The following is a 15,202-nucleotide window of genomic DNA, read 5'->3' on the forward strand; positions in this document are numbered from 1 at the left end:
GGTTTATTTAATAATAGTTGGAGTAGCGCTAAGACCTAATGAGCGATATTTTTCATATAAGGAAAAAACTTCTTTTAATTCTGCATCACTTACTTTTGGATAATTTTTGATATTTGCATCGTAGTATTTGTTTAAAATTGCGATTTTTTCTTTATCATTTTTTGCTTTTTTTGCCTCTTTGTAGATTAGAGCGGATTTTTCAAAAGCAGATTTTCCATGTACTGGAGTTAAAATATAATTAACTTGATAGTTTTTAAGTTCATCATCAATTTGAGCTAAATGTTCTCTACAATAAGGGCATTCAGGATCCGAAAAAACATAAATTGCAGGTTTATTTTTATCTCCCAAAGCTATTACCATGGTTTCTTTTTGTGCTACAGCTTTAGCATTTTTTGTAAAATTTTCTCTTGCTTCTTGAAATTTTTTCATTTCATATTCTTGAGCATAAGAAATTCCCGTTTTCAAGTCGATAAGATCAGGGGTAATAAGACTATCTTTTGTAAAAAGAATGTTTTCTTGTTTTTGTCCATTTAATTCAACGCTTACAATAACACTTTCAAAACCCGTATTACCAACCTTTTGACGATTTGATACACTAACGGTAGCATTTGGAAATTGTGCTTTAATGCTTTTTGAATAAAAATCACTAATTTCTGAATTACTTGCAGCAAACAAAGATGCTGAACAGGCAAGAATTAAACTTAATTTTTTCATAGTTTATAAATCCTTTAAATAAATTATGTTTAATTCTATAATGATTTTCTAAATGTTTGTTAAAAATCTTTTTTCAGCTTCTTTGCTTACTTGAGGAAATTTGTCTAAGTATTCTAAATAAGCAATAGCATATTTTCTTGAAAGATTGAAATATTCTTTCATACTTTGCACATCAAGACTTTGATTTTTTAATAAATTTAAACATTCTTGCATAAGTTTTTCAAGAGCTTGTTTTTCTATAAAAAGATTGTGTGAAAGTCTTACAACTAAGCCTTTTTGGGTAAGTTTTTTGAGTATATTATCTCCGCTTTTTCTATCAAGTTCTAAAAAATCATAAAGATTATAAGGAGCTTCGGGTTTAATACCTTGTTTTTTTAAAATTTCATATAATTGATTATTATTTTTTTCTTGAAGTTTTTCAAAATCTATGCCTTTTTTAAAATAAATTCCATTTTGAAAATCCAATAAATTTGACATTTCTTTAAGTCCGAGTTCGCAAAAATTTTCACTTGCCCAAGTAATCCTTAAAGCTAAAGAATGTGCTGAAAGCATGGCATAAGGATTTTTTTCAAGTATGAATTTGATGAAATTTTTAATTTCTTCTAGACTTTGTAAATGATATACATTAAGATTTTTTTCATCGACAAATACTTGATTTAATTCTTTTGCTAATTTCAATGCTTTTTGATGAGAGAGTTTAAATCTTTGATAGCTTGAAAGCAAACCAAAGCCGTATTTATGTGCGTCTTTTAAGAAAGAAAAAGCTGCTTTAAAATCTTTATTTTTCAAAAACATTAAAAATTTATTTTTTTGTTCTTTTTTTAAAGGTTCGCTTAAAGGATTTAAAACCTTACCACCGCCTATAACGCGATTGTTTTGTAATAAAATAAAAGCCTCATCAAAACTTAAAAATACATTTTTATCAAAACTAAAATGCACAAAAAATTCATCATTTTCTAGTTTTTTTAATATATTTATTTTGCATTCTATTTGTCTTGAACCCACGCAAAAAATCATTTTGCTATTTTGTAAATTTTTTGCTTTAACTAAAGCATCGCATTCTTTAAAGGCTTTAAAATAACCTTTTTTACTTAGCAAATAACCTTTTTTCAACTCTTTATAATTACAATTTAAACTTAAAGCCACACGGTTACAAGCTTTGATTTGCTCTAAATTAGTATCGTGGTTTTGTATATTTTTAACAATGAGTTCTTTTTGAGTGTCTAAACAGATGATTTTTTCATTTAAAGTGATGCTTCCTTCATTAAGACTGCCTGTAACGACAGTTCCTATGCCTTTTAGAGAAAAAACTCTATCGATATAATAATGAAAAATCAGTTCTTCATCGTTTTCTTTGTTTTCTATGGTATAAAGATAATTTTTTAATTCTTCTATGCCTTGATTATTTTTTATACTGGTGTGAAATACTTTTAAAATGGGATAATCTAAATTTTTTAACTCTTCTAAAATTTCTACACTTTTTTGCTCTATATTTTCACAAAGATCGCATTTGCTAAGCACTAAAATGATATTTTTAATATCAAGAATTTTTAAAATTTCTAAATGTTCTAAACTTTGTTCTTTTAAACCTTCGTTAATATCTACGACAAATAAACAAACACTAAAGCCAAAAGCTCCACTTACCATAGTTTTAACCAAATCTTTATGTCCTGGAACATCGATAAAAGAAATGTTTTTATCTTTTAATTTAAGATTTGAAAAACTTAAATTAATGGTGATTTGTCTTTCTTGTTCTTCTTTTAAACTATCGCCTTCAAAACCATTTAAAGCTTTAATGAGTGAAGTTTTTCCATGATCAATATGTCCTGCGGTTCCTATAATAACAGATTTCATAAGTTTTCCATTTGATTGATTATAAGAATAAGTTTTTGAAGCTCATTTTCTCGTATAGTTCTAAAATCAAGAACAAATTCATCATTTTCAATGCGTCCTATGATATTTTCTTTTCTAAATCGAGTTTGTAGTTTTAAAGCATCTCCTTGAAAAGTCAGTATATAAGTATCTAAACTTTTATCAGGCATAGAACCTCCTCCTACTAAACTTTTGCTTTTTTTGAGCCGGGTTTGAAATTTTAATTCTTTTTGCACTCTTAAAGCTTTTTTTTCTATAAAGGATAAGTCATCATTTAAAAGTTTTAAGGTAATAATTTTTTCATAATCTTTTTGCAAATAAGCTTTTAAGCTTTCGTTTAAAAAAGATAGAGTTAATTTATCCACTCTTAGCATTCTTAAAAGTTGATTTTGTTTAAGCTTTTCTATGAGTTCTTTTTTTCCAAGTATAATGCCTGCTTGCACACTACCAAAAAGTTTATCTCCGCTAAAACTTAAAATATCACATTCTTGCACGAGTTTTTTGATTTTAGGTTCATTTTTAATCAGTTTTTCGTTTAAATTTTCACACCAGCCAGAACCTAGATCATAATAACTCAAAAGCCCTTTTTCTTTTGCTAGTTCATGTAGATCTTTTATATTTACTTCACTGTGAAAACCCATAAGAGCGAAATTAGACTTGTGGGTTTTTAAAATTAGAGCGGTATTTTCACTGATAGCTTGTTCATAGTCTTTTAAGTGTGTTTTGTTGCTAGTTCCAACTTCGCAAAGCTTTACACCTGCAGCTTTTATCACTTCAGGCACACGAAAACTTCCGCCAATTTCTACAAGTTCTCCTCTTGAGCTTATGACTTCTTTATCATAACAAAGAGAATTAAGTACTAAAAAAACTGCTGCAGCGTTGTTATTGACCACTAAAGCATCTTCACATTCAAAAAGCATTTTAAGTTTTTCTAGTACCAAAGCATAGCGAGAGCCTCTTTTTCCATTTTCTAAATCAAACTCTACATTAGAATAATTACAAATGATATCTTTACACGCTTCATAAAGTTCTTCATGGATTACACTTCTACCAAGGTTTGTATGTATAACCACTCCGCTTGCATTAATCACACTTTGTAAATCTTTGCGGTAAAAAGTTTTGATTTCTTTTTTGATTTCTAAAAGTAGTTTATTTTTAGAAATTTCATCTTGGGAAAAATTTTCTTTTAGTTTTGCGACAACTTTTTTACAAAAAAATGCTTTGATATAAAAAGGATAGGATTTTAAACTCTCATCTTCAATAAGAGTGTTAATCTGTGGAAAAGTTCTAAATTTGTTCATCTTAAGCCTTAAGAAAATATTTGGTTATTTTAACATAGAATTTATAAAATGATGTTTTAAAGAGATTAAGGAAGATGATGCAAGATTTTGTTTATATAAAAAATGATGTTTTAATCCCTTTACCTGATGCTATTGAAATTTTAGATCAGACAAATGATAAAGAAGCATTAGTTTGCAATGATAAAAATCAAAAAGCACAAATTTATGCCCCTGAGATTAATTTTTATCTTAAAAATTCTCAAGATGAAATTTTAGAGCAAAGTAAAAATGTTTTAACGCTTTATGAAGCAAGAGCTAGCGTTTATGATTTAGGGCTTGATTTAGAACAAAGTAAAGAAGTACAAAACCGTTTAATTGTCGCAGATGGTGACGCTCAAACTGTAGAGTTTTTAAAAGAACATGGATTTAAGGTTATTGCTTTAAGCAGTGCAGAAATTTTAGCTGTTTTTGGAAGTGTAGGGGAACTTTGTGCTGTGGTTAAAAATCAAGGCGAAGAAGTGGAAATAGATTTTGATTTTTTGCTTTTTAAAGCTAAGGATTTAAGCGTTGTGCGTAAAGATTTTACAAGACAAAGTGGATGTCATAATCTTTTAAATTTTGAAAATCTTGAAGTATTGTTAGAGTTTTTGCAAAGCAAAAGTCCAAAATATCATTATAAAACTTATATTAGCTATAATGCTAGCGTGTGTCAATACCACGAAAGACGCAGTGAGCATTGTGCAAAATGTGCTGAAATTTGTCCTACTGTGGCGATTTTAAAAGATGATGAAAAAAAGCATTTAGAATTTTCTCAAGTGGATTGTTTGGGTTGTGGAGGATGTATTAGTGTATGTCCTAGTGGATCACTTGATTATGCTCCTATGCCAAGAGAAAGTTTTTTTACCCTTTGTGAGTTTTATAAAGATAAAAAAATTTTAATCATTCCTAAAAAAATGTCTTTAGAAAATTTAAATCTTGCTTTACCAAAAGATGTTTTACCCTTTATGATAGAGGGTGAAAAATGGCTTTCTTCTATGCATTTTTTAACGCTTTTGCAAAATAGCGGAGCAAATTTGGTTTTTTATACGGATTTTGTATCTCGTGGTAGCAATGAAGCCATTACGCTTTTAAATGCTTTTTTTGAGAGAAAATTTCAAAAAAAAGCTATTTTTGTTGCCAAAGATGAAAAAGAATTACAAAATGTTTTAAAAGAGCAAGAATTTATACAAGATTTAAAATATGATTTTCATAACAACACCTTAACTACAAGAGAAAATTTTGCCAAAAGAATGCAAGAAATGATAAAAAATGAAGATTTTGGCAGTATAGAAAGTGGCGAATGGTTGCGTTATGGTAAGGTAGAAATCAATCCTAACACCTGTACGCTTTGTCTTTCTTGTGTGGGTGCCTGTAATGTAGGAGCTTTAATCGCTGATAAACAAGAAAATGCTTTGAAATTTAATGCTTCTCTTTGTACGACTTGTGGGTATTGTGAGTTAAGTTGTGCCGAAAAAGATACTTTAAAATTATTTCGTAGTGGAATGGAGTTTAGAGCTTCTTATTTTGAATATCAAACCATGGCAAAAGATGAGCTTTTTGCCTGTATAGAATGCGGTAAAGAATTTGCCACCAAAAAAGCTGTAGAAAAAATAGCCAATTTAATGAAGCCTAAATTTGGTAATGATGAGAATAAAATCAAAACACTTTATTGTTGTGCAGATTGCAAGGCAAAAGTGATGATAAAAGCAATGATTAATTAAGATCAAGAAGCTTTTTCATCCACAGCATAGCTTTAGATATGACACTTCCATGAGTTTCATTTTTAAAAAGTTTAAAATGAGTTTTACAATTAGTTTCTTTGGATATTTTTTCGCTAAGTTTTTGAGCATTGATCTTAGCTACACCTTTGATAATACTTGAATTTGTTTCCAATGAACCTAATCCGATGTAAATTTTAGGGCAAGTTTGTAATTTTATGATATTAGGTAAAAACTCACTATTATCCCACCATAAAGAAGGTGAAATAATAAAATAATGACTAAAAATCCTACTATCATAAAGAAGTGTATCAATGGCAAAAAGTCCTCCAAAAGAATGTCCAAAGAGAATTTGATGGCTAAAATCAATAGGATACATTTTATTGATATAGGGGATGAGTTGGGTTATTAAGAAATTTCTAAATTCTTTACTACCTCCACCTTGTTTATTTAAATTTGTTGTAGGCGTATAATCTTTAGTGCGTTTGTGTGTATCAAAAGCTAAATTATTATCATAACCTATTCCAATAATTAAAAGATTTTCTTTGACAGGAGTGTTGAAAAGATTTAAAAAAAGAGGAAAAAAGGCATTTCCATCGAGTAAATAAATGATTTTATATTTATAATTTGAGTTTTCATTCTTGTTTTTAGCTATAAAAATTTTATATATTGTGCCATTATAATTAAATTTGACATTTTCTAAAATAAAGTTTTGTTTTGCTTGTTTTGAGAGCTTGGGTATCTCTAGACTTGGTTTTGCAAAAGCTAGAAAAAAAGAACAGAATAAAAATAATATTTTTTTCATAATTTTTCTTCTAATTCTTCTTTATTTGTAAGTTTGCTATCAAATTTAACAACAAGATTTTTAGAGTTTTTATAAATATCTACAACTCCTAAATTTTCGCTAAAAGTACTGAAATTTAAAGGTGTTTCTAAAGGTAGATAAAGGTTTTTAAAATCAGCTGGATTTTTTAAGAAAAATAATGCCACAAGCCAAATTAGAGCTAAAACCACTAAAATAATAGCCAAAAGATTTAAGGCATCTAGATGTAAAAATATCCCTCCGATAATACCACCTATAAAACTTCCACCATATCCAAAAGCATTAAACAACCCTAATGCTGCACCTTTTTCATGAACTTTACAAAATTTTGATGCGCAACTTTGCATAATAGGTTCGTGTAAATTAAAACCTATAAAAAAAATCACAACTGCTATGATAAAAAAATCTATAGAATTACTAAAAGTAAAAAAAAGATAAGAAAGTATGAAAAAAACAATTCCTAAGAGTAAAATTTGTTTAGCTAAACCTCTTTTTTCGCCTAAACTTCCAGCAAAGCCCATAGCGATAAAACCTGCTATCATAGAAGCGCTATAAACAATCCAAAGTTTATCAGAAGCAAAGCCTAAATGTTTTACTAGGATAATAGGAATACTTAAAAATGCTATACTCATAAGCATTTTTTGCATGAAATTAGTAAGATTCATAAGGGCTAAATTTTTTTGTTTAATAAGATGAAAAAAAGGAGTTTTTTCATTTTCATGAGTGATTTTATTTTCTTTAGGTACAACGGTATAAAGTAAAATTATACATAAAAGAGACAAAGCCGCACTAAGATCAAAAAGGCTAGACAAACCCCATTTTGCACTCATTAAAGGAGAGATCACCATAGAAGCTGCAAAACTAAGTCCTATAAAAGAACCCATTACCGCCATGGCTTTACCACGATTTTCTTCTGTGATAAAATCACTTATCATTGCCGTAGCCACAGCTCCAATAGCTCCTGCACCTTGGAGCATTCTTCCTAAAAGCATGATGTAGATATTTTCCGCAAAAGAGCAGATTAAAGAGCCTATTATAAAAATAATCAGTCCAATGAGCATGGTTTTTTTACGACCAATTTTATCACTTAAAATCCCAAAAGGCATTTGTAAAATCATTTGGGTTAAGGCATAAACACCAACTAAAAGTCCCACTAAAAATTCATTAGCGCCTTCAAGTTTTAAAGCATAAAGACTTAAAACTGGCAAAACTATAAAAAGCCCAAAAAATCTTGTTCCAACTATGAAAGATAAGGGTAAAACATTATTTAGCATTATCAATTTCCTATTAAATTTGAAATTTAAATTAGGATAATTTTACTATGAAATGGATTAAGCATTGATTAACATCGTTTTATCATTTAATATTTAAAAGCTACGCACAAGGATAAATTTTATAAAATCATATTTTTGTTTTTGATATTATTTTGGAGCTTTTGTTATGAAGATTATCCTAGCTACGAGCAATAAGCATAAGGTTTTAGAACTTAAAGAAATTTTGAAAGATTTTGAAATTTATGCTTTTGATGAAGTTTTAACGCCTTTTGAGATTGAAGAAAATGGAAAAACTTTTAAAGAAAATGCTTTGATTAAAGCAAGAGCGGTTTTTAATGCTTTGGATGAAAAGCAAAAAAAAGATTTTATCGCTTTAAGTGATGATAGCGGCATTTGCGTAGATGTTTTAGGAGGAAATCCAGGAATTTATTCTGCTCGATTCAGTGGTCAAGGTAATGATAAAAGCAACCGTGATAAGCTTGTAAATGAAATGATAAAAAAAGGTTTTAAACAAAGTAAGGCGCATTATGTTGCTGCTATTGCTATGGTAGGTTTGATGGGGGAATTTAGCACGCATGGAACAATGCATGGAAAAGTGATTGATACAGAAAAAGGTGAAAATGGTTTTGGTTATGATAGCCTTTTTATTCCAAAAGGTTTTGATAAAACCTTAGCCCAGCTTAGCGTGGATGAGAAGAATAACATCTCTCATCGTTTTAAAGCTTTAGAGCTTGCAAAAATCATTTTAAAGATTTTAAATAAAGGATAAGAAATGAAAAATTTTTTAAAATATATAGCTATTATTGTTTTAATATATGCTCTTTATGTTGGTTTGGAAACTTGGCTTTCTTAGAATAAATAGTGATTAAAAAGCTTGGTAATAAGAACAAACTTCCACTTAAAAGCAAAATCATTACAAAAACGGTTAAAATTCCAAAATAAATTGTTGGAATGAAATTACTACTCATCATCACGCTAAAACCTAAAACTATGCTAATGGTGGTATAATAAAGTGCCGAACCTATACTAAGGTGAGAAATCATAATGGCTTCTTCTAGGCTTTTGTTTTTAATTTCTTCTCTAAAACGATAAATATAATGTATAGCATCATCAACGCCTATACCTATAGCAATAGCAGCTATAGTAATACTCATCATATCCAAAGGAATACCTAAAAGCCCCATAAGAGCAAAAACCACACTTAAAGGAATAACATTTACCAATATAGCCGCAACTGAAAATTTTAAATCCCTAAAAACAATGATAAAAAGTATGAAAATAGCTAAAATTACAAATATAAGAGTATCAAATTGTGATGAAAAAAGACTTTGAAGCATATTATTATAAAGCACCATTATGCCTGTGATTTGCACTTCTACTCCATCGTTTTTTACAAGCTCGTTGAGCTGTTTTTTAAGATCTATTAAAAACTCATTACGTCTTAAATTCGGATCAGAATCAATAATACGCATACTAAATCTTAATTCATTATTTTCTATACTTACAAAAGGTGAGAGCAAGTCTTGTTTAAATTTAGCAGGTAAATTCTCATTTAAAAACGCAAGAGCAAAATCATCTAAATCTTCTCCATCGTTGATATTTTTCCCTAGGGTTAAAAGACTATTAAGACTTAAAACTGAACCTACAAATTCTTTGTTTTCTAAAAATTCATGAACTTTTTTTGCAATGCGTGTTTTTTTGGAGTCAAACCAATAAGTTTCTTGTGTGGCTAAATTTTCAAATTCGCTTTCAAAACTATCAAGCGCATCGCTTGTATTTTGATCGTTTTTATTATTTGGAAAACGAATGATTACTTCTAAAGGCAAGGTTCCACCTAGATTTTTATCAATAACCAAAAGTCCTTTTTTGATTTCACTACCATCTTTGAAATAATTTACAAAAGAATTTTCAACTCTGAGTTTTGAAATGCCTATTAAAGCTAAGATTATAGCAAGAACTGAAATTCCATAAATCATGCGACGCTTTCTAGGATCAAGAGCGGTTTTGGCGCAAAAGGCTAAAAGATTAAATTTAAATTCTTTTTTATGATAATTTTTTGGTTTTAAAAGAACTAAGATGCTTGCTAAAAACAAATAACTAAAGATAAGAGCTAAACCTATACCTATACTCATCATAATACCAAGTTTTATGATAGGTTCGATATTTGATAGGATTAAAGAAAAAAATCCTATCATCGTTGTAACAATGGCATAAAGGCTAGGATTTGCTTTGGCTAGTAAGGTTTCAAGCACTATGCGCTCAACTTTAGCTTTGGGATGATTTTGGGTGCTTTCGATAAAATGCGTGATCAAATGAACAACTACACTTAAGGTGATAATTAAAACCAAAGCAACGTAATTTGATGAAATAACCGTGATTTGAAAATTTAAAAGTGCAAAAACTCCACTAGCTGCACTTAAGCTTATAAAACAAATAAAAAGAGGTAAAAAAACAAAGCGCCATGAACGGAAAAAATAATAAAGTGCAAGTCCTAGTAAAAATACAAGAGAAACACCATAAAGCACAAGATCAAATTTTATATAAGCTATCATATCATCAGCGATCATGCTTACGCCACCAAGGTAGAGCGTATCTTTGTTTTTTTCATAATTTCGAACTATGCTTTTAATAGTATCTAGACTTTGTTTCGTGATAACTTTTTGCTTGTCTTGATGTTCTTTTATGGCAAGACGAATTTGATCTTTTTCTTTTTCATCGGTAGCAAGATCGCGTTTTTCTATAAGGTTATTATAAACTGTATCAGGCTTTAAGTAAATAATAAGCCCTGTTACTTTTCCATCTTTTGAGATGATATTATTTTTGTAAAAGGGACTATTTAAAATTTCATTTTGAGCTTTTGTGCGGTTTATGTCTAGGCTTTCTATATTTGGAATATTTTTTAAAAGTTCTTTTAAATCCGTATTTTGCGAACTTTGAAGCAAAGGGGCATTGATGATACTAAAAACGCGTTCTACTAAAGGGGTTTTTTCTAATTCTTCATGAAGTTTTTTTAATTTGGCTAAATTTTCATTTGAAAAAGGTTTTTCATCATAGGGTTTAAAGGCTAAAAGTAAAAAATTATCACTTTTATAATGTTTTGAAATTTCTCTAAAAGTTTTTAAATCTGCATCATCTTCTAAAAGCAAACTTTCAGCACTTGCATCTACGCTAAGCTTAAAAGCAAAAAAGCTTAAAAACAGGCATATAAATAAGGTTCCAAAAAAAGTACTTTTTGGACGAGAAATAAAAAACTTTAAAAGCTTTGCAAACATTATTCTATGACAATACTTTTAAGTTTTTGAAGTAGGGCATCAAAGCCTTGGTTGGCTAAAATATCTCCAAATTGCGATCTATAAGTTTGTACTATACTCACACCTAAAACATCTACATCATAAATAAGCCAGTTGTTATTATCATTGTAAAATTTGAAAATGATATTTTTTTCTTCCCCATCTACTACCATAGAAGTGGTTAAAAAATAGCGTTTTTCATTTTTTAACTCACCATTTTTGACCTTTAAAACTTGATCTTTATAAAGACTGAGTTTATCGGTAAAACTTTTTTTAAGACTTGCTTCAAAGGCTGTGGTAAATTTTTCTTGTTCTTTTGGATTTAATTTAGAATAATTTTTCGAAAGACTGAGTTTTGCCATGAGTTTATAATCTATTATACTATCAAAAAGTTTAAAAATTCCATCAGCAGCTTGTTTTTTATCTTCTTTGCTATCTTGTAAAAGTTTTAAGCTTGCATCAATGTTTTTTTGCATAGTACTAGAAATTTCATCTAGCTGCAAGGCAAAAGCATTAAAAAATAAAGCCAAGATTAAAAATATTTTTTTCATTATTTTCCTTTATTTGCTAAGTTCATTGCGTCTTTGCTCGTAAGCATCACGCAAGAATGGATATAAATTAGGCGTGTTGTGATAAATTTCATCAATTTCATCAAGTCTAAAACTAAGTTCATTGCCAAATCCATAAGCACTTATAGCTATACTTGCCCAAGTAGGATCAATGTAAGCGGTAAAACTTGCATACCAAGTTGCAGGTAAAGTAAGAGTGTCTCTAAGATTACTAGGGCCAAGTATAGGTAAGACAATATGAAAACCGCTTCCTACGCCCCAGTGAGCCAAAACGGTTCCTAAGTCCGCGGGATGTTTTTTAAGACCCATTTTTGATGCCACATCCATAAGTCCACCAAAGCCCATAATGGTATTGGCGGTAAATCTTTTAAATTCTTCTCCTGCTTCTTCAAATTTAAACTGCAAAACATTGCCTACAAAACGCAAAGGAGCAAGTAAATTATCAAAGAAATTTCTTACTCCTAATCTTATAAATTCAGGGGTGATGGCGTTATAGCCCTTAAGAACGGGACGCAAACCATAATCATACAAAGCCACATTAAAGCTTGTCATAGCTTTGTTATATCCTGAAAGCGGATCGTTTACTTGATAGTTTTGGTATTCTTGTTCAAAATCATTTAAATTTTGTTCTTTAGCAAAAGCAAAAATAGTAAAAAAAATTAAAATAAAAGATATAAATTTTATTCTCAAGCAAAAACTCCTAAAAATTTTAAAAGTAAAATTATAGCAAATTTTTAATCAAGATTTATATCCCAGTAAAAATCCACCCATTCAGTAGCTTCTTTTGCTTTAAAATCAGGCTCCAAAAGAGCAGTTTTTTTGTAAAAAATGGTTGCAATTTTAAGTTCTATATGAGGAAATTTTTCAAGCAAAACTTTTTTTATTTCTACTAAACTTTCTCCGCTATCTACTATATCATCAATGAGTAGAATTTTTTTGTGCTTGCTTAAATCAGGAATATTAAAAATTTCAATAGTATCAAGTTTTTTTGTATCATCGTAATGAATTGAGTTTAAAGCAAAAAGCTGACGTGTTTTTAAAGCTACTGCTAAAGAGTGTCCTAAACTCATTCCTCCTCTTGCTATAGCTAAAAGTGCATCAGGGTTAAAATCTTTTTTAATTTCTTTAGCAAGAATTTTTACATCTTCTTTAAATTCTTCATAGGAGTAAAATATCATTATATATCCTTAATTTATTGTAGTGCCATAAGTAAAAAATTACCCAAAGATAATAAACTTAAAACTATAATGCCAAGATTGATTTTATCCCATTCGCGTTTAAAAATTCTTACAAGCAAATAAGAAAGAAAACCAAAAGCAAAACCTGTGGTGATAGAGTAAGTAAAAGGCATCATGATAATAGTAAAAAAGCTTGCTACAGCTATAGCACTATCTTTAAAATCTATATTTTTAACTTCCATAAACATTAAAATTCCAACCATTACAAGTACGGGGTATATTGCATTTGCAGGAATGGCTTTAAAAAGTGGCAGTAAAAAAAGTGTAAAAGCAAAACAAATAGCTACAACTAAAGCTGTAAGCCCCGTTCTTCCTCCACTTTCAACACCTGTAGTGCTTTCTACAAAAGCAGTAACTGTAGAAGTGCCTGTCATAGCTCCTAAGGCTGATCCTGTTGCATCTGCCATTAAGGTTTTGCTTAGTTTTTTTTCTCCATTTTTTGGATCATCAAAAATCTTTCCTCTTTCACCCACACCTGTGATAGTTCCTATACTATCAAAAAGTTGAGTGATGAAAAAAGTAAGAATTATAGGTATCATAGTAATATTTAAGGCGCTTTTGATATCAAGTTGTAAAAAGATGGCTCCTAAACCATTTTCCATGCTAAAATTTGGCAAAGAAAAGATTAGCACAGGAAAACTTGCATTATCTAAATGAAAAATCCAAGCGATAATAGAGCTTACTAATACCCCCAAAATAAAAGCTCCGCGAAGTTTTATAGCCCAAAAAAAGATGATTAAAGCTAGGGTAAAAATTCCAAAAAGCACATGAGGGCTTTTGAAATTTCCTATGCTGACTAAAGTATCTTTATTATGTATTATCACACCCATTTGACTTAAGCCTAAAAATGCAATAAAACAACCTATGCCCGCACAAATTGCAAGGCGTAAATCTTTTGGGATATTGCGGATTACCCAAAGGCGAAAATGTGCAAAAGAAAGTATAAGAAAAATAATACTTGAAATAAAAACAGCTCCTAAGGCACTTTGCCAAGCTATGTTTTGACCTAAACAAACCGCAAAGGTAAAATAAGCATTTAAACCCATTCCCACACTCATAGCTACAGGAGTATTGGCAAAAAAAGCATTAAAAGCACTTGCAACTATGGTGATTAAAGCTGTTGCGGTGATTAAAGCTTCTATAGGCATTCCTGTATTTCCTACTATGCTAGAATTTACAGGGATAATATAAACCATAGCCAAAAAAGTAGTAAGCCCTGCTATAACTTCAGTTTTAAAACTCGTATTGTTTTCTTTGAGTTTAAAAAAGTCCATTTTTTCTCCTTAGTAGGTTTTTAGCTCGTTATATAAACTATCGCGTTCTACAGGAATAAGATTTGAAGTTTTTATCATATCGATAAAAGTTTTTAAACTTGTGCCTTTGGCAGATTTTGCACCACCTGCGCTTTGTATGCTTTCTTTTTCTATAGTGCCATCTAAATCATTAGCCCCAAATTCTTGTGCTACCATGGCTAAATTTAAAGTCATTGTTGCCCAGTAAGCTTTGATATTTTTAATATTATCAAGCACTAAACGAGCAATGGCAATGGTTTTTAAAATTTCTTCACTATCCATGATTTTATCAGTTTGTATAAAGCTATTATCCCTTTGCCAAACTAGAGGGATAAAAGCATTAAATCCACCGGTTTGATCTTGAAGATCACGCAGTCTTAACATATGATCGATCCTGTGATGTCTTTCTTCTATATGTCCAAAAAGCATGGTAGCATTACTTTGTTTGCCTTTTTCATGCCAAAGTTTATGAATTTTAAGCCAATTTTCACTGCTAACTTTTCCATGACAAATTTTCTTACGCACTTCTTCATCAAAAATTTCAGCTCCACCGCCTGGCATGGAATCAACGCCGTATTCAAGCATTTTTTCTATCACTTCTTCATAGCTCATTTCAAAACGACGATGTAAAAAATCAATCTCAGCAGCAGTCATAGCTTTTACATGAAGATTAGGATATTTTTCTTTTATCATTTTAAAAATTTCTAAATACCACTGCCAAGTTGTATCTTTGTTATGAGCTGAAACGATATGTACTTCTTTAGTTTCTCGTTTTACAGTTTCATCGACGATTTTCATGATTTCTTCATGAGTCATCAAATAAGGATTAGGATTTTTTCGGTGTGCTGAAAAGGCGCAAAATTTACAGGTATCTGCACAGATATTAGTTGGATTGATATGGCGATTGATATTAAAATAAACTTTTTTTCCATGAAGTTTGGCGCGTTTTTTATGGGCGTATTTGCCTAGGGTAAAAAGATCTAGATCCCAAAGTGCATTGGCTTCTTCTTGGTTTAATCTTTCTTCATTTTCTAGTTTGGTAATTAAATTTTTCATTTTAATTTTACTCTTTTGCTGTTTTTAAATAAAGCAT

At 29.9% G+C, this 15,202-nt stretch carries 13 protein-coding genes; 2 read left to right on the top strand and 11 right to left on the bottom strand.

What is annotated here, in order from left to right; translation table 11 throughout:
- Positions 1 to 3 precede the first annotated feature (3 nt).
- From ELQ12_RS07980 to selA, 3 genes are read right to left on the bottom strand one after another with little or no spacing between them, the layout of a single operon-like run.
- On the bottom strand, positions 4 to 714 hold the full coding sequence (locus ELQ12_RS07980) for a DsbA family protein (RefSeq protein ID WP_002855861.1): 711 nt from the start codon (positions 712 to 714) through the stop codon (positions 4 to 6).
- Between the two features lie 48 nt (positions 715 to 762).
- Positions 763 to 2,568, bottom strand: coding sequence for a selenocysteine-specific translation elongation factor (gene selB, locus ELQ12_RS07985; protein WP_070261096.1), 1,806 nt, complete (start codon positions 2,566 to 2,568; stop codon positions 763 to 765).
- Positions 2,565 to 3,887 (bottom strand): L-seryl-tRNA(Sec) selenium transferase, encoded by a 1,323-nt coding sequence (gene selA, locus ELQ12_RS07990; protein WP_070261095.1) that lies wholly within the window; start codon positions 3,885 to 3,887, stop codon positions 2,565 to 2,567. The genes selB and selA overlap by 4 nt, the downstream gene beginning before the upstream one ends.
- A 77-nt stretch (positions 3,888 to 3,964) precedes the next feature.
- Here selA and ELQ12_RS07995 point away from each other — a divergent pair, with 77 nt between their 5' ends.
- A complete protein-coding gene (locus tag ELQ12_RS07995) occupies positions 3,965 to 5,626 on the top strand; it encodes a 4Fe-4S dicluster domain-containing protein (protein ID WP_070261094.1) in 1,662 nt (553 codons plus the stop codon).
- Here ELQ12_RS07995 and ELQ12_RS08000 read toward each other — a convergent pair.
- Positions 5,619 to 6,428, bottom strand: a complete 810-nt coding sequence (locus ELQ12_RS08000; RefSeq protein ID WP_052950129.1) for an alpha/beta hydrolase — start codon at positions 6,426 to 6,428, stop codon at positions 5,619 to 5,621. The two genes, ELQ12_RS07995 and ELQ12_RS08000, sit on opposite strands and share 8 nt — an antisense overlap.
- Positions 6,425 to 7,720: an MFS transporter gene (locus tag ELQ12_RS08005; RefSeq protein WP_052950130.1), complete on the bottom strand. Its 1,296-nt coding sequence runs from the start codon at positions 7,718 to 7,720 to the stop codon at positions 6,425 to 6,427. Before ELQ12_RS08005 ends, ELQ12_RS08000 begins: the two co-directional genes overlap by 4 nt.
- Before the next feature lie 166 nt (positions 7,721 to 7,886).
- Here ELQ12_RS08005 and rdgB point away from each other — a divergent pair, with 166 nt between their 5' ends.
- Entirely contained in the window at positions 7,887 to 8,489 is a 603-nt protein-coding gene (gene rdgB, locus ELQ12_RS08010) for an RdgB/HAM1 family non-canonical purine NTP pyrophosphatase (protein WP_044778863.1), read from the top strand.
- Between the two features lie 31 nt (positions 8,490 to 8,520).
- On the opposite strand, the gene ELQ12_RS08015 is transcribed toward rdgB, so the two are convergent.
- Genes ELQ12_RS08015 through mqnE form a run of 6 tightly spaced genes read right to left on the bottom strand, consistent with a single transcriptional unit; the run spans position 8,521 to position 15,165 of the window.
- Positions 8,521 to 10,992, bottom strand: coding sequence for an RND family transporter (locus ELQ12_RS08015; RefSeq protein ID WP_070261093.1), 2,472 nt, complete (start codon positions 10,990 to 10,992; stop codon positions 8,521 to 8,523).
- Positions 10,992 to 11,561 carry a phospholipid-binding protein MlaC gene (locus tag ELQ12_RS08020; protein WP_134264690.1) on the bottom strand — a complete coding sequence of 190 codons (570 nt, stop codon included), beginning with the start codon at positions 11,559 to 11,561 and terminating at the stop codon, positions 10,992 to 10,994. The genes ELQ12_RS08015 and ELQ12_RS08020 overlap by 1 nt, the downstream gene beginning before the upstream one ends.
- A 9-nt stretch (positions 11,562 to 11,570) precedes the next feature.
- Positions 11,571 to 12,269: a VacJ family lipoprotein gene (locus tag ELQ12_RS08025; protein WP_070261092.1), complete on the bottom strand. Its 699-nt coding sequence runs from the start codon at positions 12,267 to 12,269 to the stop codon at positions 11,571 to 11,573.
- Positions 12,270 to 12,313: 44 nt separating this feature from the next.
- On the bottom strand, positions 12,314 to 12,757 hold the full coding sequence (locus ELQ12_RS08030; protein WP_002862044.1) for a phosphoribosyltransferase: 444 nt from the start codon (positions 12,755 to 12,757) through the stop codon (positions 12,314 to 12,316).
- Positions 12,758 to 12,771: 14 nt separating this feature from the next.
- Positions 12,772 to 14,091, bottom strand: coding sequence for an NCS2 family permease (locus ELQ12_RS08035; RefSeq protein ID WP_134264691.1), 1,320 nt, complete (start codon positions 14,089 to 14,091; stop codon positions 12,772 to 12,774).
- Between the two features lie 9 nt (positions 14,092 to 14,100).
- Positions 14,101 to 15,165, bottom strand: a complete 1,065-nt coding sequence (gene mqnE / locus ELQ12_RS08040) for an aminofutalosine synthase MqnE (protein WP_070261090.1) — start codon at positions 15,163 to 15,165, stop codon at positions 14,101 to 14,103.
- Positions 15,166 to 15,202 lie beyond the last annotated feature (37 nt).

Origin of the sequence: Campylobacter sp. US25a, from assembly GCF_004379075.1 — a bacterium.
In the GTDB taxonomy this organism is placed as follows: Bacteria; Campylobacterota; Campylobacteria; order Campylobacterales; family Campylobacteraceae; genus Campylobacter_D; species Campylobacter_D jejuni.

Bases quoted from the DNA above. Each gene is read 5' to 3' on its own strand.
- ELQ12_RS07980 (WP_002855861.1), bottom strand. From the start codon at position 714: ATGAAAAAATTAAGTTTAATTCTTGCCTGTTCAGCATCTTTGTTTGCT.
- ELQ12_RS07995 (WP_070261094.1), top strand. From the start codon at position 3,965: ATGCAAGATTTTGTTTATATAAAAAATGATGTTTTAATCCCTTTACCT.
- ELQ12_RS08015 (WP_070261093.1), bottom strand. From the start codon at position 10,992: ATGTTTGCAAAGCTTTTAAAGTTTTTTATTTCTCGTCCAAAAAGTACT.
- selB (WP_070261096.1), bottom strand. From the start codon at position 2,568: ATGAAATCTGTTATTATAGGAACCGCAGGACATATTGATCATGGAAAA.
- ELQ12_RS08000 (WP_052950129.1), bottom strand. From the start codon at position 6,428: ATGAAAAAAATATTATTTTTATTCTGTTCTTTTTTTCTAGCTTTTGCA.
- ELQ12_RS08035 (WP_134264691.1), bottom strand. From the start codon at position 14,091: ATGGACTTTTTTAAACTCAAAGAAAACAATACGAGTTTTAAAACTGAA.
- ELQ12_RS08005 (WP_052950130.1), bottom strand. From the start codon at position 7,720: ATGCTAAATAATGTTTTACCCTTATCTTTCATAGTTGGAACAAGATTT.
- selA (WP_070261095.1), bottom strand. From the start codon at position 3,887: ATGAACAAATTTAGAACTTTTCCACAGATTAACACTCTTATTGAAGAT.
- ELQ12_RS08030 (WP_002862044.1), bottom strand. From the start codon at position 12,757: ATGATATTTTACTCCTATGAAGAATTTAAAGAAGATGTAAAAATTCTT.
- ELQ12_RS08020 (WP_134264690.1), bottom strand. From the start codon at position 11,561: ATGAAAAAAATATTTTTAATCTTGGCTTTATTTTTTAATGCTTTTGCC.
- rdgB (WP_044778863.1), top strand. From the start codon at position 7,887: ATGAAGATTATCCTAGCTACGAGCAATAAGCATAAGGTTTTAGAACTT.
- mqnE (WP_070261090.1), bottom strand. From the start codon at position 15,165: ATGAAAAATTTAATTACCAAACTAGAAAATGAAGAAAGATTAAACCAA.